This is a genomic window from Halomonas sp. M20 (assembly GCF_020622265.1).
GTDB lineage: Bacteria > Pseudomonadota > Gammaproteobacteria > Pseudomonadales > Halomonadaceae > Modicisalibacter.
Genome location: NZ_JACNMQ010000004.1, coordinates 290826 through 316221 on the forward strand (window position 1 = coordinate 290826; position 25396 = coordinate 316221).

General features: G+C 54.3%; 23 protein-coding genes and 1 pseudogene. 8 read left to right on the forward strand and 16 right to left on the reverse strand.

The genetic code is table 11. From position 1 onward, the window contains the following. Positions 1-98: 98 nt before the first annotated feature. Both H7850_RS12650 and rhuM read right to left on the reverse strand, forming a co-directional pair. Positions 99-3365 (reverse strand): hypothetical protein, encoded by a 3267-nt coding sequence (locus H7850_RS12650; protein WP_227369892.1) that lies wholly within the window; start codon positions 3363-3365, stop codon positions 99-101. 751 nt (positions 3366-4116) lie between these two features. Then, positions 4117-5127 (reverse strand): RhuM family protein, encoded by a 1011-nt coding sequence (gene rhuM, locus H7850_RS12655; protein WP_227369893.1) that lies wholly within the window; start codon positions 5125-5127, stop codon positions 4117-4119. A gap of 217 nt (positions 5128-5344) precedes the next feature. On the opposite strand from rhuM, the gene H7850_RS12660 reads away from it, so the two are divergent. Continuing rightward, positions 5345-5581 carry an addiction module protein gene (locus H7850_RS12660; RefSeq protein WP_227369894.1) on the forward strand — a complete coding sequence of 79 codons (237 nt, stop codon included), beginning with the start codon at positions 5345-5347 and terminating at the stop codon, positions 5579-5581. A 202-nt stretch (positions 5582-5783) separates the two neighbouring features. On the opposite strand, the gene H7850_RS12665 is transcribed toward H7850_RS12660, so the two are convergent. Next, positions 5784-6077: a HigA family addiction module antitoxin gene (locus tag H7850_RS12665; protein WP_227369895.1), complete on the reverse strand. Its 294-nt coding sequence runs from the start codon at positions 6075-6077 to the stop codon at positions 5784-5786. After that, complete coding sequence (locus H7850_RS12670) at positions 6077-6355, reverse strand: type II toxin-antitoxin system RelE/ParE family toxin (protein WP_048307205.1); 279 nt, start codon at positions 6353-6355, stop codon at positions 6077-6079. The genes H7850_RS12665 and H7850_RS12670 overlap by 1 nt, the downstream gene beginning before the upstream one ends. A gap of 109 nt (positions 6356-6464) precedes the next feature. On the opposite strand from H7850_RS12670, the gene argE reads away from it, so the two are divergent. Beyond that, entirely contained in the window at positions 6465-7622 is a 1158-nt protein-coding gene (gene argE, locus H7850_RS12675) for an acetylornithine deacetylase (RefSeq protein WP_227369896.1), read from the forward strand. Here the strand turns inward: argE and H7850_RS12680 are convergent. Together H7850_RS12680 and H7850_RS12685 are read right to left on the reverse strand one after the other, a co-directional pair. Then, positions 7585-8619 (reverse strand): DMT family transporter, encoded by a 1035-nt coding sequence (locus H7850_RS12680; protein ID WP_227369897.1) that lies wholly within the window; start codon positions 8617-8619, stop codon positions 7585-7587. The genes argE and H7850_RS12680 overlap by 38 nt on opposite strands. A 110-nt stretch (positions 8620-8729) precedes the next feature. Next, a complete protein-coding gene (locus H7850_RS12685) occupies positions 8730-10436 on the reverse strand; it encodes a DEAD/DEAH box helicase (RefSeq protein ID WP_227369898.1) in 1707 nt (568 codons plus the stop codon). An 839-nt stretch (positions 10437-11275) separates the two neighbouring features. Between H7850_RS12685 and H7850_RS12690 the strand changes: the two genes are divergently transcribed. Next, a complete protein-coding gene (locus tag H7850_RS12690) occupies positions 11276-12925 on the forward strand; it encodes a peptidoglycan DD-metalloendopeptidase family protein (RefSeq protein ID WP_227369899.1) in 1650 nt (549 codons plus the stop codon). A gap of 69 nt (positions 12926-12994) precedes the next feature. Here the strand turns inward: H7850_RS12690 and H7850_RS12695 are convergent, their stop codons facing one another. Continuing rightward, positions 12995-13255, reverse strand: a complete 261-nt coding sequence (locus H7850_RS12695; RefSeq protein WP_227369900.1) for a helix-turn-helix transcriptional regulator — start codon at positions 13253-13255, stop codon at positions 12995-12997. Positions 13256-13499: 244 nt separating this feature from the next. On the opposite strand from H7850_RS12695, the gene H7850_RS12700 reads away from it, so the two are divergent. From H7850_RS12700 to H7850_RS12715, 4 genes are all read left to right on the forward strand, one after another. Further along, entirely contained in the window at positions 13500-15362 is a 1863-nt protein-coding gene (locus H7850_RS12700; protein ID WP_227369901.1) for an ABC transporter ATP-binding protein, read from the forward strand. A gap of 96 nt (positions 15363-15458) precedes the next feature. Then, the gene (locus tag H7850_RS12705; protein WP_227369902.1) at positions 15459-15887 is read left to right on the forward strand and encodes a GFA family protein; all 429 of its coding nucleotides are present in this window, start codon (positions 15459-15461) and stop codon (positions 15885-15887) included. A gap of 111 nt (positions 15888-15998) precedes the next feature. Further along, on the forward strand, positions 15999-16475 hold the full coding sequence (locus H7850_RS12710; protein WP_227369903.1) for a peroxiredoxin: 477 nt from the start codon (positions 15999-16001) through the stop codon (positions 16473-16475). A gap of 68 nt (positions 16476-16543) precedes the next feature. Next, complete coding sequence (locus H7850_RS12715) at positions 16544-17389, forward strand: DMT family transporter (RefSeq protein ID WP_227369904.1); 846 nt, start codon at positions 16544-16546, stop codon at positions 17387-17389. A 42-nt stretch (positions 17390-17431) separates the two neighbouring features. Here H7850_RS12715 and H7850_RS12720 read toward each other — a convergent pair whose 3' ends face one another. The 5 genes from H7850_RS12720 to H7850_RS12740 all read right to left on the reverse strand — a co-directional run bounded on the left by H7850_RS12720 (position 17432) and on the right by H7850_RS12740 (position 21018). After that, positions 17432-17797, reverse strand: coding sequence for a VOC family protein (locus H7850_RS12720; RefSeq protein WP_227369905.1), 366 nt, complete (start codon positions 17795-17797; stop codon positions 17432-17434). Between the two features lie 46 nt (positions 17798-17843). Next, on the reverse strand, positions 17844-18209 hold the full coding sequence (locus H7850_RS12725; RefSeq protein ID WP_227369906.1) for a hypothetical protein: 366 nt from the start codon (positions 18207-18209) through the stop codon (positions 17844-17846). A gap of 628 nt (positions 18210-18837) precedes the next feature. Further along, positions 18838-19245: a DoxX family membrane protein gene (locus H7850_RS12730; protein ID WP_227369907.1), complete on the reverse strand. Its 408-nt coding sequence runs from the start codon at positions 19243-19245 to the stop codon at positions 18838-18840. Positions 19246-19279: 34 nt separating this feature from the next. After that, positions 19280-20578 carry an RNA polymerase sigma factor gene (locus H7850_RS12735; RefSeq protein ID WP_227369908.1) on the reverse strand — a complete coding sequence of 433 codons (1299 nt, stop codon included), beginning with the start codon at positions 20576-20578 and terminating at the stop codon, positions 19280-19282. A 77-nt stretch (positions 20579-20655) separates the two neighbouring features. Continuing rightward, entirely contained in the window at positions 20656-21018 is a 363-nt protein-coding gene (locus tag H7850_RS12740) for a DUF1428 domain-containing protein (RefSeq protein WP_227369909.1), read from the reverse strand. A 237-nt stretch (positions 21019-21255) separates the two neighbouring features. Between H7850_RS12740 and H7850_RS12745 the strand changes: the two genes are divergently transcribed. Continuing rightward, positions 21256-21696: a VOC family protein gene (locus H7850_RS12745; protein WP_227369910.1), complete on the forward strand. Its 441-nt coding sequence runs from the start codon at positions 21256-21258 to the stop codon at positions 21694-21696. 24 nt (positions 21697-21720) lie between these two features. Here the strand turns inward: H7850_RS12745 and H7850_RS12750 are convergent, their stop codons facing one another. The 4 genes and pseudogenes from H7850_RS12750 to H7850_RS12765 form a co-directional block, all read right to left on the reverse strand. Continuing rightward, positions 21721-22065, reverse strand: a complete 345-nt coding sequence (locus H7850_RS12750) for a YciI family protein (protein WP_227369911.1) — start codon at positions 22063-22065, stop codon at positions 21721-21723. A gap of 31 nt (positions 22066-22096) precedes the next feature. Continuing rightward, complete coding sequence (locus tag H7850_RS12755; protein ID WP_227369912.1) at positions 22097-22774, reverse strand: DUF899 domain-containing protein; 678 nt, start codon at positions 22772-22774, stop codon at positions 22097-22099. Between the two features lie 125 nt (positions 22775-22899). Further along, positions 22900-23602: pseudogene (locus H7850_RS12760) on the reverse strand (VIT family protein). A 125-nt stretch (positions 23603-23727) separates the two neighbouring features. Then, entirely contained in the window at positions 23728-24870 is a 1143-nt protein-coding gene (locus H7850_RS12765) for a patatin-like phospholipase family protein (RefSeq protein WP_227369913.1), read from the reverse strand. Between the last annotated feature and the right edge of the window lie 526 nt (positions 24871-25396).

Below are 25396 nucleotides of genomic sequence, written 5' to 3' on the forward strand. Positions count from 1 at the left end.
AACGCCTCAAACACCGGCTTGGTGGAGATGGCGGCTTTTTTGGAACAAAAAAGGTAACAACTTTGCCAAGTCCGTGTGCTTTGACTTGTTATAGGGCTTCACTGATTAAACTTCCTTTTTAGAGACTCAATTATGGGGGCATTACTTACCCCTTCTGGAATTAGAGGGTCATCGTCTGAATGAATGGCCATCACTTCTATATCATTTGGCCCTATCTTCCATGCTTCTAAAACATTAATGTCAAATTTTCGGATTGATTTTTTCTTCGCTAATGAGCTCTCAATAATCCGTTCATTCCTAACTACTGCATAGCTCAAAATATAGCTTTTTCGCTCATCAAATGCGGATAGAAATCCATTAAGGTTTTCGGATGTCGAAGGGGTCATTGTGTTTTTTCTGGCAATCATCTGAACAGTTTTATTCGAGTCAAAAGTGAAGTTTTCACTAATACAAACTCTGTAATGTGCAGGATTTTTTCGGTCAATATTTCTAATAATTGATATTTTTAACCGATCTTCTCTGTCTTCACTACCTATTTCATTTTCTAAATCTGCAAAAATAACTTCTGCTGCTTGTTCATCTTCAAAAAGTAAAGTTAATTCAATATCTCCATTGGGATAAATTGCATATCCAGTCCCACACCATACAGTTCTATCCCACAACCTTATTTTGATAAGATCCTGTACCTTCATATCTTTATGGGACAAGCTTTCACCATCAATCAACCCTTTGGGTGGCTTTCCCTTGCCAGGCTTCAAATTGCTCAATGGTTTGCTCGCCGGTTTAGACTTTGGAAAGCTAGAATCCCATGGCAACGAACGGAGCATGTCGTATTGTTTGTGTTCAGAATCACGCAGAAGCGACTTAATACGACTAACGGCATCATTACCCATTATGTTTTGTAAACCAACAAAGCATGACCCAAATGATACAGAACGCTCTAGAGCCCTGTCTTCGCCAAGCATAGATTCCAGAGTCCTCTCTGGATTTTTGGGCCTAACCATGCGTGAGAATACGTCAATTACAAAATCATGAAGCCATTCTTGAATAATTCTTTGCCCAGAAACATTCAACATATCAGAGGTGAATGATGAACACAGAATATTCATTTTCAGAGCTCCACTTGCATCATCTACTTCATGTGATATCTCAATTTCGTCATCGTCATCGGCTGTAATTTCAATTTCAAGGCGAGACTCATATACAAATACTTGATCAACCATTCCTGTTGATAAAAAACCTTCTATGACAGAAAGTAGTGTTTCCGCTAGTTCCACCAAAGGACTTCTAAACGGAAAAGAAACTCCAATTTCACAACCCATAACATAACTTTTCAAGTGACCATATCTTTCTTCACAATCAATTATTTCTGGAACAGGCGCACCTAAATCTGTATCTCTAACCATTTTTAGATAATCTATATACTCGTTGTCTATATTCAATTCATACTCTTTTTTTACAAGATCTTCATGACCCAGTGAATATAACAACATAGATCTACTAGTGAATAGTTGCGCCTTATCCAAAAGATCGGGTAATCGTTGAATAGAACTTAGCCCATCGATAGGGGTATTGAGTATGCATTGAGACAAATATGCATCGAAAGAAAGGTATTCCGTTTCTGATATGGTTTCTTCTTCAACTTGAGACGAGACAACAGATGCCAGCTCCCACCATGCGAGAGCGTAATTTACGCGGCCTAACTGAAGTTCAACTTTAGCAAGCCGTATATATGCATATACTTGGGCAGATAGAATGTCACCGCTACGCCAAAATTCATCTGTAACTATTGATGCAGCGAGCAATAAATTCGCACGCGATGCCCAAAGCAAACCAACTTTCCTGTAAGCCGCTGAAAGAATATTTAATGCAGCATAAAGGTCTTTCTTGGACTCCTTTTTGTATAGCGCCGCAAGAGATTTACCAATTAACTTTATTGATTGATATGGTTCGTTAGATTCTAGGCGCCTTGCGCCCCTTTTTAGCCAGAGAACAGCTCCCCTAACCTCGCCCTCACGACGTGAAGTGTACTCTGTGATATAGTCAAGTAAATTTTCATAACTTTCTAATTCACCAAAAAAACTATCCAACTCGGTAACCAAATCGGATACTTCATTAAATGAGAAACCTACTAACTTCTCACCTTCTTTCATAATTTCGTGCATTGATGAAAATATGGCTGAAGCTTGGTCTATATTCTTGATGGAATGCAAATTTAGCAATTCAATATAGATCCGAGACATCAGAGAATTACTGGGTCGTTCATCCTTTTTTGCAAGCTTATTCAGTTCGCCTTTTGCCTCTAACAGAAGCGATTCGATATCCAAATCACTTTCACCTTCACTACCTCGATAGTAGCTCGAATAGAGACCAAGAAGCGATACTGTATCTCCCCATTGACCCGATTGCTCAATTCCTTTCGCTATCTGCAAACATAACAATAGCTGCTCGCCAAATATAGCAATGTCTTCAAACCACCAATAGGCAGCCCAAGCATACTGATAATGAGCATTAAATCGATGGAAATTAGTGCCAAATTTTTCAGCCGCTTTAATAGCTCTTAGAAAAAGCCCCTGTGTTTCAATTGAGGGCTTTTCGAGCTCCTTTGACAATACCGCGACCTCTAATAACCAATCCAATTGGTGAGGGAGTACTTTACTAGTGTCTATTTCATTTTTTATTAATTTTTCGAGCTCATTTAGCCTTACATTTCTAGCGTAGTCATTAACTCCGATTTCTATTTCTCGGCGCCAGTCTATATCAATCGACAAGCAATCAATCGCTAATTGTTCGTAGCCATTGGAAAATATTTGATCTAGTATCCAAGAGATATCTAAAATTCTTACATCAATTCCAGTTTCTTTCCTTAACGAGTCTTCCAACTCACTTCGCTGATTAGCTTTTGCATACATATTTGTTACACAAAATGCTTTTTTGTAATCTCGGTCAGTGGCCTTTATTTTTCGAACATCTTTCCTGCACTTAGCTTTCCAATCCTCTTGTGTGCTTACTGCAAAAGCCCATCGTTCGTTGTTGGAATTTTCATCAACTCCAATATACCAAAGAACTTTAGACTGCTCTGATACGGGAAAGGTTTGTGTATCTACCTTTCCATCACCACCAGCTACCGGACCTGTTTGCTCTAGCAGATTTGGGCAAATGACTTTTTCACAGAGTTTTTTAGCGAAATCTTCGAATGCCAACTCCATATTTCTTCTATTAAGCGTAGACAACTGAAATTCCAAAACAGAACGATCTAGTTTACCTACATCCTTTGTTATTGAATCAGAAAAACGCTCTGGTCTTCTAGCTTTTAGAAATGATTTTGGTGAAATACTTGAGGTACTTGCTATCTCTGCTTCCATTTTTCACCCTTTTTACTGTGAATATTTAAAGCCATTCTTTTAAAGGTTTAACGTTTAGTAGGCCTTTAAACCATCAAAAAGCCCTATAACAGCAATTAGACAGACCGCTTCGATATTGCGGAAATCTGACCGCTTCATAATTACGGTTTCCAATTTCCAAAAGCGCTTACTTAAAGATTTATAAACAACAGCTTAGCTGGTCACTTACTGACTGCCATGTAATCATTTGACTTCTGTGATCTGTGCAAAAAATAATACTGTACAAAAATATAGATTCATAGAAGCCTGGCTCATGCCCGGGAGCCGTTTCGGTTACGCGCATCAGATTCCGCGCGGTCTCGAACCTCATTTTCTACGGGGTTCTCTATCCCAGCTCTTCAGCCCTGCTACTGCAGTGGTCACTTCAGCAGCCCCGAGCAAAACATCCCTTTTTGCGATGATCATTCATCATCTATTCCATGTCCAAGGACATCAGTCAGCCCGCTAGTGAGTAGTCTCATAGCCGCCCTCGGTCATCAGTTTGTCCAGCTAGGGATGCATGAAATGCTTTTAACGACGCATGCCTTTATGATCGAGAAAGTGACGCCATCGGCATATCACGAAAACGGGTCGAAAAAGCCCTCTTTTTAGATATGCCTGACTGAATGTCGAAAAACAGGTATTTCATAAATTCCTGAAGGGCTTCAAACGTCTGCGCCCTCATCCGAGCGGTGCCTACTACCTTCATCACGCCTGAGGACTACAGGAAAACTCAGGAATCCTCCTCCGGGCTGGCCAGCATGTTCATGATCAGCCGGATCATGATGTCCTTGTTGGCCGGGTCGGACTCGGCGACCAGCAGCGTCAGAGCCGCCAGCCCTACGTCGTTCACCACCGCTTCGCCGTCAGCGTTAAGCAGGCGATCGTTGCGATAGAGAAAGTCGACGAAGAGGTAGGCCGCGCTGCGCTTGTTGCCGTCGGCGAAGGGATGGTTCTTGATCACGAAGTAGAGCAAATGCGCCGCCTTGGCTTCCACCGAGGGGTAGGCGGGCTCGCCGAAGATTGTCTGGTCCAGGTTGCCCAGTAGCGCTTCCAAGCCCTCGCCGCGTTCCCGGGCGAATAACTCGGAGGCCTCTCCTCGTGTGATCAACTCGGCCTTGAGCGTGGCAAGGGCCACACGGGCCTCATCCAGGCTGGGTAGCCGACCGCCCGGCCGGGCATTGGGCTCGGCCAGCAGTCCCTCGTCATAACGCTGCAGCAGCAAAAAGGTTTGGGCGTAGCGGGTAACGATATCGATGAGGCCACGGCCGCTGGTGGCATCCAGTGCCGGGCTCTGGGCCGTCTGACGTATCAGGGCCATGGCCGCTTCGAGCTCCCGGGCATTGTCCTCGAAGCGCTGGCGATTCAGTGTCCAGCCCTGCGTGAGATGCTCGCGCAGCACTCGGGTGGCCCACTGGCGGAACTGCACCGCACGTCGTGAGTTGACGCGATAACCCACCGAGATGATGGCATCGAGGTTGTAGAGCTCGATTTGTCGGCGTACCTGCCGGGAACCCTCAGATTGAACTGTTGCATTTTTTGCAACCGTTGCCTCCCGCTCTAACTCTCCCTCCTTGTAGATGTTGCGCAAGTGGCGAGAGATCACGGACTTGTCGCGACCGAACACCTCCGATAGCTGCTGTAGGTTTAACCAGACCGTATCCCGCTCGGCGTCCAGCCACACTTCCACCGCTTGATCTGCATCCTGATAGATGACGATAGGCGCCTGGCCCTCGGTGCTCATGCCATTATCTCCTCCACCGCCATCTCGGCGTATAAAATCATGGGCTTAATCTACGCCAAGGCTCTCGAAGGCACCAAACGTTCAGCTAGGCTGCACTCTCCCCCATGGGTATCACGACACGGCCGCCAACATGTGGGATTGAGCAGTATAGCTATCGCCTTGTTGGGGTTACCTGCACGGGATAATATATCCGGATAGCATAAGCCGCGGAGGCGGTATGACCATAGAGGCCCTAGATCAGCTACGCTCCCAGATTCCGACGCTTTCCAAATCAGAGCGCGCCGCACTTGCCCAAGAACTGATCATGAGCCTCGATGGCTTACAAGATGATGCCATCGAACAAGCGTGGGATGACGAGATCATGCGTCGTATTGTCCAAGTTGAGGCCGGCCAAGCTAACTTCCTGACACGCGATGAATTTCGCCAGAAAATGCGGAGCAGGATTGGAACCTAATAGTGCAATCGCTACGGATACTCGAAAGCGCTGCGGAAAAGGCAGCATGGTACGAGCAAGAACGCCCAGGACTCGGAGAGGACTTTTTCGAAGCGTTCGAGGCCGCGTTAAACCTTATTGTTGATCGGCGAAGGCTTTGGCAGCCTCGGCCCGCAATCCTTGGCGCTGGCTCTGGACGACCATGAACCGACGCTCAACCCACCTAAGCCACTTCGAAGTCCAATGGATGAATATCATCCAGGTTGACCGTTTTACGAGCCATCCAAAGATCGTACATGTCCTGCATCGTCAGCCAGCTTTCCGGAGAGCGCCCAAGAACCTTTGCCAGCCGCAAGGACATTTCAGGGCTCATGCCACTATCCCCTTTGAGCAATCGAGACAAGGTGGAGGGCGAAACCCCTAGACTTGAAGCAAGTTGACGAGAACTAATGCCGAAAGGCTCCAGATAAACGTCCCGAATGAACTCGCCAGGATGAGGTGGATTATGCATAGTCATCAGTGGTAATCCTCGTAATCAAGCACATAGGCGTTTCCTTCCCGAAACTCGAACGTCATGCGCCAGTTGCCGTTAACCCAAATTGACCAACGTCCACTGTCTTTTCCTTTCAGGGAATGGAGGCGAAAACCCGGAATATCCATGTCATCTACTGACGTAGCAGTATCGAGAGCCGCGAGTTGCATGCGCAATTTCTTGGCATGGTCAGCCCGTATCCCTGCCGTACTGCCAGTCGAGTAGAACCGTTTCAATCCCTTGTGCCGGAATGATTTAATCATTGGGAGATTTTAGCGTGTTGCGCATCACGCATCAATAGCTACTTTGGCACGCCCACCGAACGCCAACATGTTAGGCTTGGGCAATACCGCATCTGGATAGGGAGCCTCCATGCCATCTGCACAGCAATTGCTCGAAACACTAGTCAGTCATGCCACCGTCTCGCGGGATTCCAACCTCAAGCTGATTCAGTTCATCGAAGCGTATCTCGACGACTACGGCGTGCCCCATACCCGCGTCGAGAATGACGATGGCAGCAAGGCCAATCTGCTGGCGCGTATCGGCCCAGATGTGGCCGGTGGCGTAGTGCTATCGGGGCATACGGACGTGGTGCCAGTGGATGGCCAACCCTGGACGAGCGATCCCTTCACATTGACGGACAGGGATGATGGTCGGCTTTATGGTCGCGGTACCTGCGACATGAAGGGCTTCATCGCCTGTGCTCTCGCCCAGGTGCCGCGCTGGATCGAGCAAAGTCTTGAGCGGCCAATCATCCTGGCCTTCTCCTACGACGAGGAAGTCGGCTGCCTGGGGGCGCCGCGTCTGATCGAACGCCTGATGGCGGACTATCCGCGCCCAGGGGCGGTGATCATCGGCGAACCCACGCTGATGGCGCCTGTAGTCGCGCAAAAGGGCATCACTACCCTGCGCACTACGGTTACCGGCCGCGAGTCGCACTCCAGCCAGGTCAATCAGGGCGTCTCGGCGATCCATGTCGCCGCCCGCCTGGTGACGAAGATCGAGGACATCATGGGGGAGCTATGCGAGGCCGGCCGCGTCGACGATGCCTTCAACGTCGCCCACTCCAGCCTGCACGTGGGCAAGATTCAAGGCGGCACAGCGATCAACATCATGGCCCGGGAGTGTCAGTTCGATTGGGAGATCCGTCATTTACCTCAGGACGGCTTCGACGAAGTGATGGTGAGCTTCGACGAATACGCCAGTCGCCTGGAGCACGAACTCAAGCAGCGTGCGCCCCAGGTCAGCATACGTACCGAGAAGCTGATCGAGACCGTGCCGGCGCTGGCGGATCGCGACAACCGCGAGGCGCTGAGCCTATGCCATGCGTTACTCGGCGAGCGTGGCAATGAAGCCGTGGCCTACGCCACCGAAGGCGGACAGTTCCAGCGCGCCGGGCTATCCACGGTGATTTGCGGCCCCGGCAGCATCAGTCAGGCTCACCAACCGGACGAATACATCGAGGTCGATCAGCTTGAAGCCGGGAGCGACTTCATGCGCCGCCTCGGCGATTACCTGACGGCCGGATGAATCTCACCCGTGTAATGTCTCGGGTTCTTCTAGTCCGAACGTCCGCCCTCGCCTGCTCCTTTTCCAACGCTTTATCGATTGCAGCTCGAGGGTCCGGTGCACCGGCAGCCACTTTACGCCGCTGGCGATGTAGATCCCGAGCGGTACTGCCGAGCATGGCAGCAAGAATGACACCGCCGCCAACAAACGCCAGGGGCGCCGGCACCTCACTAACCCACCACCACACCAGCAGTGTACCGACCAGAGTCTCGAGCAGCATGACCAGACTGACCTCGGCACCGGGTAGATAGCGCGCGCCCGTCTGAATAAGGAAGTAGGCGCCGGGCAGGAATACCACCCCCATCAATAGCAGAGTTACCAGATCCTCTGTCGGTGGCAGCTGCATACCCCCCATCAGGATGGCGGGAATAATCATCACGATGCAGCCTAGCGGCAAAATGACCGTGGTATCCGCACCGCGCCGGGACTGCCCTCGCTGGGCGCTGGCTACAGTGGTGTTGACGGCAATCGCCAAGGGGATCGCTAGGGCCACGACCAGCCCAAGCACACTCCCCTTGCCGATTTCACCGGCGGCCATCAGACTGGCGCCAGCGACACAAAGGCAGATGACTACCCAGGTCTGAACCCGCAGGCGCTGGCTGAAAAAAATCATTCCGATGAGCCCAGCCATCAAGGGCGCCAGATTCTGCATGACCAGCACGTTGCCAGCGGCGGTCAAACGCGCGGCAGCGACGAAGGCCCAAGCGCTGGTGGCAAACGCCAGCGGACACCACAGGGCCGCTTGCCCGCAGGAGCGCACGACTTCCGGTAAACGGCGGCCATAACGTAAATAGGCCACCAGCGACAACACCATGCCCAGCAATAGCGCTCGCCAGAACATGAAGGTTTCCACATCCACCTGGGTGGCCTTGACGAACAAAGCATCCGGTGAAAGCAGCAACACCCCTGCTCCGGTAATCAAATAGCCGCGCAAACGCCACGGCAAAGACCGCCACATAGCTTCTATTACTCCTGATGAGAACCCTGATGAGGGTTATGAAACGACACAGGCCGGAGCGAAACGCCCCGGCCTGTGATTTTTGCTGTTGCTTTTATTGCGGGTGAGGCTTAAGCCTGGGAGCGACGCCGAATCGGCGCATCCCCGTCGCTGCGACGCCGCGGTGCGCGTTCCGGCGCTCCCCGATCCTCAGCGATATCCAGCGGACGACCGGCTACGCGGGCGCGGGCCATCTTGGCCAGAATGCTGGTCGGCAGACTGTTGGGCAGTTCGACGACCGAGAAGGCATTGCGAATATCGATGCGGCCGATACGCGACCCTTCGATGCCGCCTTCGTTGGCCAGTGCGCCAACCAGCTGACCCGGCTTGATGCCGTCCTTGTGACCGACGCCCACTCGATAGCGAATCATGCCCTCGGATGGGCCGCTGTCGCGACGACGGGGCGGCTTGCCATCCCGGGGGGCACGCTCACGATCGTTACGTGCACCCGGCTTGGGTAGACGCCCGATCGGTGCTTCATCGGCGCGAGCCATCGCGGCAAAGGCGCAGGCCAGCTCGACAGGATCATGGCCTTCGGCAACCAGACGCTCGATCACAGCACGCTGCTCTTCGGCACCTGCCGTCAACGTACCTACGACTCTTTCACGGAAGCGCTCGTCGCGGTGGGCGCGTATCGCGGCTTCGTTGGGCAGCTCGGTGTCAGTCAGTGTCTGACCCGTGGCCTGCTCCAGCCAACGCACTTTGCGGGTTTCGCGCGCGCCGGCAAAGGTAATGGCGATGCCGGAGCGACCCGCGCGACCAGTACGACCAATACGGTGGGTATAAGCCTCGCTGTCCTGGGGCAGGTCATAATTGATCACGTGAGTGATACGCGGCACATCGAGACCGCGAGCGGCAACGTCGGTGGCAATCAATACGTCGATCTTGCCACGCTTCAGGCGTGCCACGGTGCGCTCCCGCAGGCTCTGATCCAGATCACCGGACAAGGCCGCAGCGTTGATACCCCGGGCCGTGAGCTGCTCGACCAGGGTGGTGCAGGCAGCGCGGGTGCGTACGAATACGATCGCCGCATCTACCGGCTCGACTTCGAGAATGCGCGACAGCGCTTCGATCTTGGCGCCCCCATCGACGCGCACCATACGCTGTTCGATGCTGGCAGCGGTATCTGCCTTGGACTCGATGGCTACCTTGACCGGATCGACCAGGTAACGATTGACGATGCGTTCGATTTCCGCCGGCAGCGTCGCGGAGAAGAACACGCGTTGGGCATCGGTCGGTGTATCGGAGACCACACGCTTAACGTCGTCGATGAAGCCCATGCGCAGCATTTCATCGGCTTCGTCGAGCACCAGCGATGAAAGGCCGTCGAGCTTCAAGCTGCCGCGATCGAGGTGATCGATCACGCGACCTGGCGTACCCACGATGACCTGAGCGCCACGGCGCAATGCGCTGAGCTGCTCGCGATATTCCTGGCCACCGCACAGGCTGGCGACTTCCAACCCTTTGAGATTCTGGCCGTACTTGGTAAAGGATACCGCCACCTGCTGCGCCAGCTCGCGGGTGGGCGCAAGCACCAGCACTTGAGGCTCGCGACGAGTCAGTTCAATTTTTGACAAGATCGGCAGCGCGAAGGCGGCGGTCTTACCGGTGCCGGTCTGGGCCTGGCCTAGCATGTCACGGCCTTCCAGTAGCGCTGGAATGGTTTGTGCCTGAATCGGCGACGGGGTTTCATAACCCAGGGTTTCAAGAGCAGAAAGCACGGCAGGCAGCAGTGCCAGTTCGCCGAAGCTCGGCGAGGCGACAGAAGTCGAGGTCATTATCACACCTTGGATGGCCGGCAATCGCCGGCGAAAATTGTCGTGGCGCCTTGTCGCTTTCAATTGCACACCGTCTAAACGCTGGCAACGTGACATGGCACCGGGTCGCGCCTGCATCCTGTTCGTTTCATGACTGCCATCGCGCAACGCAATGGAAGACGAACAGCGTGGCGACCGTCTACGCCGCGCCAATTTGGCGAATCTGGCGTTCCATCTACGCACCTGGCGTTTGATCAGCTGCTCACAGTGAGCTTGGCTGCGCGCCTTGCGAGAGAGTCGTCCCTATGCCGTCAGGCAATGTCATTAAGGGCCGAATCAAGGGATGGTGGGGTCAACACATGCGAGGAGGACGCATACTACCATCGTTGTAGTGCTTTGGCTAGCGCTGAATCGAGTTGGTGAACCCATCCTAGCAGCCGCTTGCGTCGATGAACGCCTGCAAGATCAAAAATGAATTCTTCAAGGATGATGTGGTCGTTCAGGATGTAACAAGGATGAATTGTGTAGTAAAAAAGCGCTTATTCTCGGTTAAAAAACAGTTTTATGAATGAGAGGATAACAGCAATCCGATGACTGAGCAGGCTGATGACGAATGGTATTCTTCTGGAACCAACGATCAATTTGCCAGTAAATATTCTCAGTATTAGTAGCTTAGAGCATCATTAACGAGTCTCGGCCACTTGACATGATGGATCAGTTATAGGATCGTACCGTGTAACAAAACGTTACATTGTTTGTAAGTTTGATCACTGTACTCGCGTACAGGGTAGGAACACTAAGGCGCTTGGGTTAAGGTTCCCTTGCCATTTTCTATTCACTTGATATGTTACCGGGCCTATATGCTGCGAATTCTTCATTCACTGCCTCGCACGCACAAATTGATTCTTCTTCCCGTTGCCACAATGGTTACCGTGCTAGGCGTTCATAAAATTATCGCCACTGTCGACAGCGCCGATAAAGGCGACGTGTCGCTCGTTCAGGTTGCGCCATCTACAGACTTCAAAGCTCAAATAAGAAGTGTGTTCTCTTTTGGCACTTCCAACGGCACTACGGATCAAGATCCTACGCGTGGCGCAATCCCACTGGCTAACCTTACATCTCTTGATGTGGTCGACATCAGCAACTTGCTAGGTATTCAAACTGCCAAGGCAAGCTCGCTCGATATCGATCCCAGCATTCAAGGCATGCCGGTCAAACTCACATTGAGTGCTACGGCAATCCATGCTGCCCTGCAATTGCCTCTCGTCGAGCTAGAACCTGGTGGCACATCCTATGCGGATCTCTCTACCGATTCCATCTCCCTCGATGAGGAAGGTGTACAACTCGAAAATGAGCTGGCTGCCAAGGAAAACTTCGTTCCTACCTGGGAAACCTATACCGTGCAGAAGGGTGATACCTTTGCGGTAATGGCAGAGCGCACTCTGGGTATGGGATTCAGTGAAGTTATGGCGCTGCTTGATAAAATGCCGGACAAGAATGTACTTACCCGTTGGCGTGTCGGCAATAGTTTCGATTTCAAGCTCGATGAAACTGGTGAGCTAATGGCGTTGCGTGTAATGAAAAATACACGCAGCGGCTATCTGATCGAACACGATATCAATGCCAATAGCTTCGAAGTCGCCCCCTTCGACAAGACCTCACAAGCGACTGAACGTCTATTCAGCGGTACGCTGAGCGGTAGCTTTGCGAAATCCGCCAGTGCGACTGGTTTGTCCAATGCCGAGATTGCAGAGCTGTCAGCGTTGCTATCGAAAAAGCTGGATTTCCGCAGGAAAGCGCGGCATGGGGATAAGTTCCAGGTGCTGGTCGAAAGTGACATGATTGAAGGGCAGTCTGCAGGTTCGCGTATTCTGGCCGCCCAGTACGAAGGCAAGAAAATGAACCTGACCGTGGTACGTAATACCGCGGACGATCGCTTTTATACGCCGGAAGGTAATAGCCTTGATCCGGCCTTTGATCGCCATCCGTTTAGCGGCGATTATCGGATCAGCTCATCTTTCAACCTGCGTCGCAAACATCCGATCTCCGGTCGCATCAGCCCGCACCGCGGTACGGATTTCGCCATGCGTACCGGCAGTTCCGTAACATCTCCGGCAAACGGCCGTGTCGTAAAAGCCGCCTATCAAAAAGGTGGCGCAGGCAATTATCTCGTGATTCGTCACGACAACGGCTACAAGACACGCTACATGCACCTCTCCAAGCGGCTGGTGCGTGAGGGTGAGCGGGTGAAAATGGGTCAGAAAATTGCCCTTTCAGGTAACACTGGAGGCAGTACCGGCCCACACCTTCACTACGAAGTCATGGTCAACAATCGGCAAGTGGATGCCATGCGCGTCAAGCTACCGGAAAGTCAGAACCTTGCCGGACAAGCACTGGCTGCTTTCAAGCAGGATTCCAAGCAACTGCTGGCCAAGCTCGAAAGCGATAGCAATGCGGCTGTGGTCGCCAGTCGCTCAACCCAGCGCACACGTCTCGACGACGGAAGCTGATCGTCAGATGACAAGCCGTTCCAACACCCCGCTCCTGCGGGGTGTTTTTGTTTTGAGGGGCTGGATACGTCAGCGCTTGGTAATCAACGACACCACTTCCGATATCGTCTTGTGGCATTCGAGTGGGTGGCGTAGCGGTTTATCCAGGAACAACTGATACACATTGCGCCGTCCCACCCGCTCCCGCGCGATGATTTCGGCATTCTCGAGATCACTCACGATACGCTGCACTGCACGCTCGGTAATGCCCACCTGAATGGCGACCTCTCGTAGCGTGCGAGTGGGGTCCTCAACCAGACATATCAGTACATGTGCGTGATTACTGAACATTGTCCAGCCACTTCCCCCGCTCATCTCCATCTCATTCTCCAATGCTGCACACAAAACGTGAAAAACATTACCAGAAAGAATTTCTTATAAGAGATTCATGCAAGACCTCACTGGCGCCCGTTTGATCTTTCAGACTGCTCGATTTCACGATCTATTTTTTGAGGAAGCCCTGACGAGTCAGTATTGAAATCCTAGATTGGAAGGTGCTTATACTAATGAGCTTAACCTGCTTCGGGAACGCCTCTTGTCCTCGCCCCACGCTCAATCCTATGCCTCTACCGGCACTGGCTCCCTGACCGGTTTTTTCAGCGTCTTTCGCTACAGCCGCCGCGCCCTCGGGCTGGTGTGGGATACTTCCCGCGGCCTGACCCTGGGGCTGGCGATCTGTACGCTCGTCGCGGGTGTACTACCGGCGGTGGCGGCCTGGATCGGCAAGCTGATCGTCGATGCGGTGGTGGCGGCCATGGCGCTGCACAGTCAGGTGGATGGCCCACTAGAATTTGCCACGCTCTGGCCGGTGCTGCGCTACGTGGCTCTGGAAGCCCTGGTCATTGCGCTAATCGCCCTCGCCCAACGCGGCCTCTCGGCACAGCAATCCCTGTTGCGGGCGCTGCTCGGGCAGAAAGTCAATGTAATGATCCTCGAGAAGGCCGGCACCCTGTCTCTTGCCCAGTTCGAGGATTCGGAGTTCTATGACAAGCTGACTCGCGCTCGGCGCGAGGCCTCGACCCGACCGCTGGCACTGGTCACCAAGACCTTCGGCCTGCTGCAGAATGCCATCTCGCTGGTCAGCTTCGCGGTATTGCTGGTGCAGTTTTCGCCTTGGGCGCTGCTGATCCTGCTGATCGGCGCCCTGCCGGTGTTCGTCTCCGAGGCCAAGTTCTCCGGCGATGCCTTTCGCCTGTTCCGCTGGCGCTCGCCACAAACCCGCATGCAGATGTACCTGGAGACCGTACTCGCCCGGGAAGACAGCATCAAGGAGGTCAAGCTGTTCGGCCTGGAGCCGCTGTTCCTGAAGCGCTATCGGGACATTTTCGAGGGCCTCTATGCCGAGGATCGCCGCCTGACGATTCGGCGCGACAGCTGGGGGTTTCTGCTCGGCCTGCTGGGTACGCTGGCCTTCTATGGCGCCTATGGCTGGGTGGTGATCGAGACCGTCGGCGGGCGCCTGACCCTGGGGGATATGACTATGTACCTGATGGTATTCAAGCAGGGTCAATCCGCGCTTTCAGCCAGCCTTACCGCGATCAGCGGAATGTACGAGGACAATCTGTACCTGTCCAATCTGTATGAATATCTGGAGCAGCCGGTGGCGCCCTCCACGGGCAGTCTTATCGAGGGTGCGAATCCTGGCGACGGCATTCGTTTCGAGCGCGTCAGCTTTACCTATCCGGGCACTCAGACACCAGTGCTGCAAAATATCGATCTGCATCTGCGCCCCGGCGAGAGCCTGGCGCTGGTGGGGCAAAACGGCTCCGGCAAGACCACGCTGATCAAACTGCTGACGCGGCTCTACGATCCCAGCGAGGGGCGAATCCTGCTTGATGGCAGCGATCTGAAAGCGTGGGACGCGACTACCCTGCGTCAACGAATTGGCGTGATCTTTCAGGATTTCGAACGCTATCAACTACAGGTTGGCGAAAACCTCGGCGTGGGCGATGTTGCCGCCTTCAGCGATACCCAGCGCTGGGAGCGCGCCGCCCGCCAAGGCATGGCGAACGATTTCATCGAACGTATGGATCGCGGCTACCACACCCAGCTTGGGCGCTGGTTCAAGGACGGGCAGGAGCTTTCTGGCGGCCAGTGGCAGAAGATCGCCCTGGCCAGGGCCTACATGCGCGAAGAGGCGGACATTCTGGTGCTGGATGAACCCACCGCCGCCATGGACGCCGCCGCCGAGGCCCAGGTATTCGAACAGTTCCGCCGCCACGCCCGGGAGCGCATGACGCTTTTGATCTCGCATCGTTTTTCCACGGTGCGCGCCGCAGATCAGATCGTGGTCATCGACGATGGCCGCATCATCGAGCACGGCTCTCATGAAACGCTGCTTGCTCAAAAGGGGCGCTATGCGCAACTGTTCAGGATGCAGGCAGCGGGATATCGGTGACAATGGCATCGTTGATTAAAACAGCTAGCCCGCGCATATCAGGCTACCTGAAAGCCACTACACTTAAGCCCTCGAAATACACTTTGAGGAAAAGAAATGTCCACGACTCAAGAATGCCGAGGCAGTTGTCTATGTGGCGCGGTTAATCTGACCGTTACGCTCGCCGACCATAAGGTAGATGCCTGTCATTGCAATATGTGCCGTAAATGGGGCGGCGGCCCGTTTCTTTCTGCTCAGGCAAACGAGCAAGTACGCATCGATGGCGAGGAGAGTGTCACCATTTACTCATCTTCCGACTGGGCGGAACGCGGTTTCTGCCGCCAGTGCGGCACCCACCTCTTCTTCCGCCTAAAGCAAGGTGACCACTACGCCATCCCGGCAGGACTGATCGACAACGGCCAGCTCTGGGTCTTCGAGCAGCAGATATTCATCGACGAAAAACCCGATTTCTATGACTTCGCCAATTCGACCCAGAACATGACCGGTCAGGAAGTATTTGAGGTTTTCGGAACCCCGCCGGAATAACGCCAGACGAATATTTCACTCCTTAGATTCTTCCGCCAGCCCCTTGCCCCGCGCAGTTTGCACGCCCATCATCGACAGGCACTTTTGCACTCTTACTGAAAGGACGCACTCATGACGATTTCCGTAGGCGACAAGATTCCTGACGTCACCATCAAGACCAACGGTGCCAATGGTCCGGAAGATATTTCCACCGGTGAGCTCTTTGCCGGCAAGCGGGTAGTGCTGTTCGCGGTCCCCGGTGCCTTCACACCGGGCTGCTCGAACACCCACATGCCGGGCTTCGTGATCAAGGCGGACGACATCCTCGCCAAGGGCATCGACACCATCGCCTGCATGGCGGTCAATGACGCCTTCGTACTGGACGCTTGGCAGAAGGATCAGAACGCCCAGCAGATCACCATGCTCGCCGATGGCAATGCCGAATTCACCCAGGCGCTGGGCCTGGAACTGGACGCCACCGGCGGCGGCATGGGAATTCGCAGCAAACGCTTCGCACTGATCGCCAACGACGGTGTGGTGGAATATCTCGGCGTAGACAGCAAAGGCGTGCAGGAAAGCAGTGCCGAGACGGTGCTGGAAAAGCTCTGAGGACGCCCATCAACGAGAACCCAGCCGGCCGGCCTAGCCGGCTGGGTTCCTAAATCAATTAAATCGCCATGACTACCACTGTCTTTTTCGCTGTTATTGGTGCAGCACTATTGCATGCGGTATGGAATGCATTGGTCAAAGGCGGCGCCGATGTGCGGGTGAGCATGGGCGCTGTCATTCTTGGCAACGTCCCTCTTGCTTTGGTGATCATGCCTTTCGTGCCGCTGCCCGCGCCGGAAAGCATTCCTTTCCTAGTCGCAGGGCTCGTTCTGCATATGGGTTATCAGCTGTTTCTGCTGCACTCCTACCGGTTAGGCGATCTCACCCAGGTCTACCCTATCGCCCGAGGTTCCGCGCCCCTGATCGTTGCGCTGTTTTCCGTAGTGGTTCTAGGAGTTTATCTGACCCCGATTGAGCTCATGGCGATCGTCGTGATCGGTGCGGGAATCTTGAGTCTCTCGCTGGTTCGTCGTGCAGACGGAATGCGCAATGGCCACGCGGCCCTGCTGGCCTTGATCACGGGTGGATTCATTGCATCCTATTCGATAGTGGATGGCATGGGGGCGCGACACGCCGGCACCTCGCTGGGTTATTACTGCTGGCTGGCGGTTGGCAACGGCATCGTCATGGCACTCTATCTGATGATCACCGCGCCTGGTGCGCTGCGGGACATCACGGGAAAAGGCCGAAAAACCTTTGTGATCGGCGGTAGTGCAGCATTTGTCGCCTATGCGTTGGTGACCTGGGCGTTTACTCAGGCCCCTATCGCGCTGGTCACGGCGTTGCGCGAGACGAGTATCGTGTTTGCACTGTTGATTGGTGTGTTCTTCTTGAAGGAGCGGCTTGACCTGGGCAAGGTCTTCTCAACCATGACAACGCTTACGGGTGTGATATTGCTGCGCTATTTCAAATAGCCGACCATGCAAGCGGGAAAGCATTGGCTCACATGCTTTTATTTACTCGATTTCTTCCCCAAACATGATTCGATGTCCTTCGGGTGTTGCCACTCCAAATTCACGCATTCCCCAGGGTTTATCCGACAGTAATTGAAATATGTCAACGCCACGCGCTTGGTAGGTGCGGTAGAGATCATCTATTCCTTCGCAATTGACATAGGCGAAGTAAGAGTGGTCGTTGGTATCCCGCGCGGGCATTTCATCGGGGCAATGGCCCAGCATCACATGAAAACTCCCGAGACTGGCGAACGACCACCCGTCTACGCGAAACCGGATGGAAAAGCCGAGCCTGTCGATGAAATAAGCCTCAATCTTCTTCAGGTCATTGACCGCCAGAACGTGCTGAGTTGTTTTTATTTCGAACATAAGAGTTCTCTATCCAAGGTCAGGACAAGGCAGCCCTTAAATCGATTTAGGGCTTCGCTTTAACTGCGATCCGGAAATACTGAGGCGTTACCGTACGTTTTATTTGTTTCACCAGTATCTCGTAGACATGCTGATCGGAAGGGACACGTGGGAATTTCTGAGGATCCATCGGGTTCTGGAGCAAAGCACTGATGTTGTTATCCTCGATCACCTCAAGAGAGACCTCTTGTTCAGCGGCGGTAATCAATCTATAACAAAGCGTTTGCTCTGGCAGGATCCTATCGGCAATAACGGTGGAGTCTGTTTCCGGCTCGAAATCAACGGGGGTGCATTCGTCCTGCGCTAGCACTGAATTACTTAGGGTAAGAGAAAGTGCGGGCAGTATCAGTCCATGAAGATAGCGCTTATACATATGTGGTACCAGTCAGATCGATTTCGTTACATTCTATATCGATCCTTATGTCGTTACCCTATCAGCTATGGTGAAAAGCACTTTGCAGCCCACAAAGCTTATAAACAGAAAAATCCATGTCATCACTAACTGACCCAGTTGAATCTTGCCAAGCTCGTCACGCCTATCGACTCTCTTCCTCTTGCGGAGCCGTCGCCCTGGATCGTCTGGCGCTTGTAGATCGAAGAAGTGGATGCGACTGCCCCATAACCAGCTCTGCAACGGGAGGTACTCATGGATAGTGAACACCACCTTCGGCACGCTTTGGTCTCCCTTGATTCTCCGACAGCGGGATGAACTCTCCCTCGTCGCCGGGGATTGGATCGGGACACGGACTCCAGCTCATGGCTACTTCCCCCTGACAGGCAACACATTGTAGGTGCGGCTATCGAGTTAACCGAGTTGCTTCTGTCCCCGGCGTCGGGGTCTCTGACGATGATCATGAGCCTTGCCAAACTCATGCGACCGATCACTTCTTGAAAGCCGTCGAGTGCTGGTGACTAGCCAGCTATCCAAGAACTGTAGCTGACCACACTCGATATAACGGTGCCCCAACGACATTTCTGCCTATTTGACTGGCCATACACCATCACACTCCCTTTCTCGCCAACCCTCGATCCCAATGACGCAACAGGAACAAGGCGATGAAGGCACCCAGCACCGGCACACCGGCGATGAATAGATGGTTCGCCGAGTTGCCCCAGGGATCGAGCAACAGCCGCCAGGAGACGATCACGCTAATAGCGTGCAACCCTAGCGCCGCGCCGTAGGCAATCGTCTTGAAGCGACCGATGAACAGGCAGATCGCCAGCGCGATCTCGACCGCACCAAATAGATAGCCAAGCGACTCCGATACGTTCAGGCCGTAGAAATATCCCCAGATGGCCACCGTATTCTGGGGAACGACGAATTTCTCGACCCCCCATTGCAGCAGAAATACACCGAGGGTGATGCGCAGCACCAACAACGCTCGCGATAACGTTTGCTCGTCTCTCATGAACACCTCCCCCATGACAATTGGATATCAATGGCTATTGGTCGCTCAACACACCACGACCTTTCAGCTCGAGCGTCGGTTCTTCATCCAGCTCGGCTAGCCGCCGCTCAAGGAACCACTGCTCTTGTTGTTGCGGCGCCAGGCACAACGCCCTCTGATAGGCGACCCGCGCCTCCTCCTGTCTCCCTAGCTGACGGCAGAGATCGGCCCGGGCGGCATGCGCCAGATGGTAGTCCTGTAGATCACCGCGCTCGAGAATAATGTCGATGAGCCTCAGGCCGGCCTCGAGGCCGTCGCGCATGGCCACGGCAACGGCGCGATTAAGCTCTACCACCGGCGACGGCTCCATCCGGAACAACACATCATAAAGCCCCACGATCTGCGCCCAATCCGTCTCGGCAGCGCTGGGCGCCTCGGCATGCACTGCGGCAATGGCGGCCTGAAGCGTATAGGGGCCGAAACGATGCGTCGCCAGGGCGCGCTCGACCAGCGCCCCGCCCTCGATGATGCGCTCTTGATTCCATAGCGCGCGATCCTGGTCATTGAGCAGGATTAACTCGCCTGTCGTGGTCGCACGCGCTGCGCGCCGCGATTCGTGCAACAGCATCAACGCCAGCAGTCCCATCGCTTCAGGCTCGGGAAGCAGCGTCATCAACAGCCGTCCCAGACGGATCGCTTCTTCGCTTAGGTCATTGCGTATCGATATATCACTCGAAGGAGTCGAATAGCCCTCGTTGAACACCAGATAGATCACTCGTAGTACGCTATCCATCCGCATTGGCAGCTCATCCCGCGACGGCACCTGATAGGGTATCCGCGCATCTCGGATCTTCGCCTTGGCGCGCACAATGCGCTGAGCCACCGTGGATGGTGTGGTAAGAAAGGCTCGCGCGACCTCCTCGGTAGCTAGGCCGCAGACCTCGCGCAGGGTCAATGCCACCTGTGCAGGGGGTGGCAGCGCCGGATGGCAGCAGGTAAAGATCAACCGTAGGCAATCATCTTCCACGGCCGTGTCTTCGTCGGGCATGAATGCATCGTTCTCGTCTTCGAGTTGCCGGGCGATTTCCGCCTGGGAGGCGTCGAAACACGCACGACGGCGCAAGCTGTCGATGGCCTTGAAGCGACCGGCCGAGACCAGCCAGGCACGAGGGTTGGCAGGCACACCCACGCGCTGCCATTGCTCCACCGCGGCGGCGAAGGCGTCGTGCATTGCCTCCTCGGCGAGTTGGAAATCGCCGAGCAAGCGAATCAGGGTAGCGAGGACGCGACGCGACTCTCCACGATAGACCATGTCCACCGTCTGACGAATCTGCCTGGCCTCATGTTCGTTCATCTCATACCCACCTCAAGAGATGTTCCGAAACAGTCTCGCTCCGACTTCGACGCAACGCCATAATTAGTGCCGTATGCTCATAATTTGACCATGATCTCGAATCCACCCCAGATCATGCGCTTGCCGTCGAAGGGCATCGCCCCAGGCTTCATCATGTCGGTTATTCGTGAATCTTTCATGACCTGCTCGTTGACGTGATCACGCTGCTCACGCGACTCATACAGTATCCAGGAAAGCACCACTATCTCGTCGGATTCGAGCTTGACGCTCTGGGGAAACGAGGTGATCTCGCCAGGCTTCACGTCATCAGCGAGGCACTCGATGAATTCCAAAGCGCCGTACTCTCGCCACACCTTGCCCGCCTCCTCCGCCATCTGCCGATAGGCCTCAAGGTTATGCTTGGGAACGGGGACTACGAAACCATCCACATATTTGCTCATGTTCGCTCTCCTGCAGTATCGACCGAAAACGCCATAATTGCGCGGCTCCAAGCGGAGCGCTTGATCGCTGACACAGGATGGTCGTTTGGCGAAGAGTGAATTCGACAGCCTCAAGAAAAACTATGGCCGTGGTGTCGAATTCGCGGACCGCCATTCGATTAATCAAGAGTACAGAGGTCGCTCCATACAACGACGCCTGGACGCTCAGACCTAACAAAAACGGAAGGAGGTATCGCGATGCACGTTCAACCTTATCTATTCTTCGACGGTCGCTGTGAAGAGGCCCTCGAGTTCTATCGCAACACGCTGGGCGCCGAGATAACGGCACTTATGCATTTCAAGGACAACCCGGATTTCAAGGACGGCTCAGCGCCTACCGAAGGCTGCATGGGCCCGCAGTATTCCGACGACAAAGTGATGCACGCGAGTTTTCACCTCGGCGATACCACCGTAATGGTCGCGGATGGGCAGTGCCGGGGGCAGCCGAACTTTCAGGGTTTCTCGCTGGCAATTACGGTGTCCGAAAAGGACGAGGCCGAGCGGCTGTTCACTGCCCTGGGCGAAGGTGGACAGGTGCAGATGCCTCTGGCGGAGACATTCTTTTCGCCACGCTTTGGCATGGTCGCCGACAAGTTCGGTGTCTCGTGGATGATCGTCGTGGAGATGATGAAGGCCTGACTCTCGTCGTAAAGCGGTAGGCAATCACAGCCCCAACTCTCTGACCGGACGCACCTCGACGCTACCCACTCGGGCTGCAGGTATGTTTTCAGCGATCTGTAGAGCCTCGTTCAGATCCCGCGCATCGACCAGATAAAACCCCGCCAATTGCTCCTTGGTCTCGGCGAAAGGGCCGTCGGTAATGTTGGTCTTACCGCCACGGACCCGTACAGTGGTAGCAGTCCGCACCGGATGCAGTGCCTCCGCGGCGATCATACGACCACTCCTCTGAACGCTTTCGGCATAGGCCAGGCACTCCTCGTCACGCGGACTGTCGGACAGGCTATGCAGCGTGTCTTCGTCGCTATACACCAGGCATAGATATTTCATGGCTGACCCCTGTTCATTGCTAGATGTGTCGTCAAGAGACGTCACGCAGATCCTCGTCATAGCGATCGTGGTGACGCATCCAGCTCATGGTGCCTTGCTCGTTACGGCCCTTGGGCGTCAGGTCGAGGTAATGATGCGCCCCGAGCAAGATGTCCACGCCTCTCGCGTAGGTGGAATAGGTATGAAATACCTCGCCACTCACGTTCTTGAAGAACACACTCAGACCGTGGGTCTCTTCGCCCGAGGCGGTCGAGACCTGGTAGTCGTAGTTGAAGTCGCTGCCGTGGGACGACACCCAAGTGAAATACCAGCCCATGCGCTGCTTGAACGGTAGGAACTCTGCCAAAGGCGCGCGCGACACCGCCAGCACCGTCACGTCATGATGCGCCAAATGCAGGTTAGCACCATCAATATGATCGGCCACGAACGAACAGCCGCTGCAGCCCTCTTTCCATCCAGGGCCGAACATGAAGTGATAAACGATCAACTGGCTACGTCCATCGAACAGTTCGACCAGCGTCCGTTTGCCATCCGGCGTGTCGAACACATAGTTTTTCTCGACCTTGACCCACGGCAGTTCACGCCGCTCAGCACTCACTCGATCATATTGGCGGGTGAGCTCTTTTTCTTTTACCAGTAAGGCCCTGCGTTCCTCTAGCCACTCTTCTCGCGACACCACGCGCGGTAGGTTTTTCTCGATGTTGTCCATGATCACACCTCCCCTCATTGTCTGACTTTGTACTGACTAGTCGCTTGGCAAAAGACGAAATCGACACTAGGGAGCAACAAACTTCCTAGCTTTTTGCCCAGACAGGTGTGCAAGTACACTGGCTTTCATACTATGGCCCCGAACAGCTTTCCCACTCCAGCGGTGAGAGCCATAGCGAGCGCTCCCCAAAAGGTCACGCGAGTGGCGCCGACCAGGATGCTAGCGCCCCCCCGCCCGTGCCGCCAAGCTTCCCAATAAGGCTAGAAACACCAGCGAGCATCCCGCGATGGAGATCATGATGAATGCCGATGGCGCCAACAGTGTCGTCAATAGCGGCAAGGCAGCCCCCACCGCGAAGGCAGCGGCCGATGCCAATGCCGCTTGAAGTGGGCGTGCAGTATGCACCTCCGATAGACCCAACTCGTCGCGAGCGTGCGCCGCCAGCGGGTCATCCCTCATCAACTGCTCGGCGACCTGGTCGGCAAGGGGGGCGTCCAACCCTCGCTCGACGTATATTTCCGCCAGTTCCCGACGTTCGAACTCGGGGTGAGCTTCGATCTCGAGTCGCTCACGGTGCAAGTCCGCCTTCTCCGTGTCGGCTTGCGAGCTGACCGAGACATACTCACCGGCTGCCATCGACATGGCGCCGGCCACCAGCCCCGCCACCCCCGCTATCAGCACGTTTCCCTGCGTGGCTCCCGAAGCGGCGACCCCCATGACCAGACTCGCCGTGGAGACGATGCCATCGTTGGCTCCCAGCACCGCTGCTCGTAGCCAGCCGCTTCTCTTCGAAAAGTGTTTTTCGCTATGAGATCTCGCCACCCCCATGACTCCTCGCTAACCGGTTATCGAGAAGCATCGAACCCTCTCGTTTCGCGTTTCGCCATGCTGTCTTTTCCTTTCATCAGCATGGCCTAGCAACACTAATTCGGGTAAGAATGTTCTGAGCCTGCCTATTGGAGAAACGCTTCCACTTCCGACCTTCTCGACATCGTATCTTTATAACCAAGCTCGAAAATAGCCGAAACATAATCCGGCTCGAACGAAAGGTAGCTTTCGAGCCGGCCAGCGCTTGGCTTCGATTGACGCTTGAACAACAACCATTTCAAGGTCCTAGACATGTGATGCGAGCGTGCTGCTGTTGCAGAGTCGTTCAAGGGGCACGAAGGCGCCAGTATCATGACGTCTATGTGTTTCAGGCTGGAGTGGCGCCTTGCGGTTTCAGACAATTCATTCAATGTCGTGTTGATCCTGCTCAATCGCTCGACATCGGCATCGATGCTGTCGCGAAACACTGTCTCCAGAGCGTATCCGCCAAGATCGCCAAACGTTGGATAATGGCCCGGAAGCAATGTGCATTGATCCTGTTTGGACGGGCGCTCGTGGGTCGCGATTACCATGAGCCGCGAAGCACCGAGATGGATGGCGGGCGCCAGCGGCGATGTCATCCGGAGCATCCCGTCACCGTAATACTGCCCATCGATTTCGATAGCTTCAAACAAGAATGGAAGCGCCGACGACGCAAGTGCATGGTTGAGAGTAAGCGACGTTTTACGGCCTTTCCGCCGTACCCTAGACCACTCGCACCTCTCTGAGTCGCCATCGAAGAACGTCACGGCGCTCCCCGTCGCGTAGCAGGAGGCTGTCAATCCGATGGCCCTGAGCCCTTGGCGTTCTATAGATCGTTGGATGGATTGAAAATCAAAGGCACGAGCGAGCGATTGTCGTAGTGGATCGCTATCCAGTAATGCGTTCGGCAGCCAGTGCTCCATACGCGGGAATACTGAACTTGCCACTAACCCAGATAGAGTTGCTATGTCCCGAATCGGGCCGGTTTTGAAGACTCTATCGGTGCGCAAGCGTTTCCAGAATGCCTCCACAAGCGAGGCTGACCCAGCGAAATCTCCAAAATGCGATGCAAGGCCCACCGCATTCAGCGCACCAACCGAAATACCGGTGATCACGGGAAAAGGGACAGGGCCCGAGCCGCATATTTCTGCCAGCGCTTTGAGCGCGCCAGCCTGGTACGCGCCTCTCGCCCCACCCCCCGTCAGAACCAGACCCTTTGTGCCAGCCACCGCTGCGACAACGCCCATTTCAGACCCCACTCAGCCACCACCAGGGCACCGGCTAAGATGAGCGCTACCCCGCCCCAGCCGACGAGTGATCTTCCTGGTACCAATGGATACGCCTTAACGCAGTACACTGCAATGAAGTGATCCATGACAAGGCAACCTTCAAGTCGCCGATGTCTCGACTCGCTCTACCTGAGTGAATTACACGACTCTACGCCTTTATCGAGCGCCTTCCCCGTTTCTGCCGATAGGTCGCTGCTAGCGCTGGATCTAGGTCGTTCTTGTCGATAAGGCATCAGGTGCTGGCCAACAGATTGGCCGTCGCAATGCTCCACCCCCCAGGCAGCCAGTGCATTGAATAGTGCTAGGCAGGGGCTTCCAGTGCACGTCCAAGAGACTCGAACATCCGTCTGGCTCTCGCCGAGAGCGGCCATTGATCAGTCCGTTTGCTGTGTTTTCAAATAATGGGCGGATAAGCGGATCTGTTATGTATCACACGCTAGAGATACGCCATATGCCAGCCATGAGTTACGGCTACTATCTTGCC

Coding starts and splice junctions, on each gene's coding strand:
- H7850_RS12650 (WP_227369892.1), bottom strand. CDS start 3,365: ATGGAAGCAGAGATAGCAAGTACCTCAAGTATTTCACCAAAATCATTT.
- rhuM (WP_227369893.1), bottom strand. CDS start 5,127: ATGAGCACCGAGGGCCAGGCGCCTATCGTCATCTATCAGGATGCAGAT.
- H7850_RS12660 (WP_227369894.1), top strand. CDS start 5,345: ATGACCATAGAGGCCCTAGATCAGCTACGCTCCCAGATTCCGACGCTT.
- H7850_RS12665 (WP_227369895.1), bottom strand. CDS start 6,077: ATGACTATGCATAATCCACCTCATCCTGGCGAGTTCATTCGGGACGTT.
- H7850_RS12670 (WP_048307205.1), bottom strand. CDS start 6,355: ATGATTAAATCATTCCGGCACAAGGGATTGAAACGGTTCTACTCGACT.
- argE (WP_227369896.1), top strand. CDS start 6,465: ATGCCATCTGCACAGCAATTGCTCGAAACACTAGTCAGTCATGCCACC.
- H7850_RS12680 (WP_227369897.1), bottom strand. CDS start 8,619: ATGTGGCGGTCTTTGCCGTGGCGTTTGCGCGGCTATTTGATTACCGGA.
- H7850_RS12685 (WP_227369898.1), bottom strand. CDS start 10,436: ATGACCTCGACTTCTGTCGCCTCGCCGAGCTTCGGCGAACTGGCACTG.
- H7850_RS12690 (WP_227369899.1), top strand. CDS start 11,276: ATGCTGCGAATTCTTCATTCACTGCCTCGCACGCACAAATTGATTCTT.
- H7850_RS12695 (WP_227369900.1), bottom strand. CDS start 13,255: ATGTTCAGTAATCACGCACATGTACTGATATGTCTGGTTGAGGACCCC.
- H7850_RS12705 (WP_227369902.1), top strand. CDS start 15,459: ATGTCCACGACTCAAGAATGCCGAGGCAGTTGTCTATGTGGCGCGGTT.
- H7850_RS12710 (WP_227369903.1), top strand. CDS start 15,999: ATGACGATTTCCGTAGGCGACAAGATTCCTGACGTCACCATCAAGACC.
- H7850_RS12715 (WP_227369904.1), top strand. CDS start 16,544: ATGACTACCACTGTCTTTTTCGCTGTTATTGGTGCAGCACTATTGCAT.
- H7850_RS12720 (WP_227369905.1), bottom strand. CDS start 17,797: ATGTTCGAAATAAAAACAACTCAGCACGTTCTGGCGGTCAATGACCTG.
- H7850_RS12725 (WP_227369906.1), bottom strand. CDS start 18,209: ATGTATAAGCGCTATCTTCATGGACTGATACTGCCCGCACTTTCTCTT.
- H7850_RS12730 (WP_227369907.1), bottom strand. CDS start 19,245: ATGAGAGACGAGCAAACGTTATCGCGAGCGTTGTTGGTGCTGCGCATC.
- H7850_RS12735 (WP_227369908.1), bottom strand. CDS start 20,578: ATGAACGAACATGAGGCCAGGCAGATTCGTCAGACGGTGGACATGGTC.
- H7850_RS12740 (WP_227369909.1), bottom strand. CDS start 21,018: ATGAGCAAATATGTGGATGGTTTCGTAGTCCCCGTTCCCAAGCATAAC.
- H7850_RS12745 (WP_227369910.1), top strand. CDS start 21,256: ATGCACGTTCAACCTTATCTATTCTTCGACGGTCGCTGTGAAGAGGCC.
- H7850_RS12750 (WP_227369911.1), bottom strand. CDS start 22,065: ATGAAATATCTATGCCTGGTGTATAGCGACGAAGACACGCTGCATAGC.
- H7850_RS12755 (WP_227369912.1), bottom strand. CDS start 22,774: ATGGACAACATCGAGAAAAACCTACCGCGCGTGGTGTCGCGAGAAGAG.
- H7850_RS12765 (WP_227369913.1), bottom strand. CDS start 24,870: ATGGGCGTTGTCGCAGCGGTGGCTGGCACAAAGGGTCTGGTTCTGACG.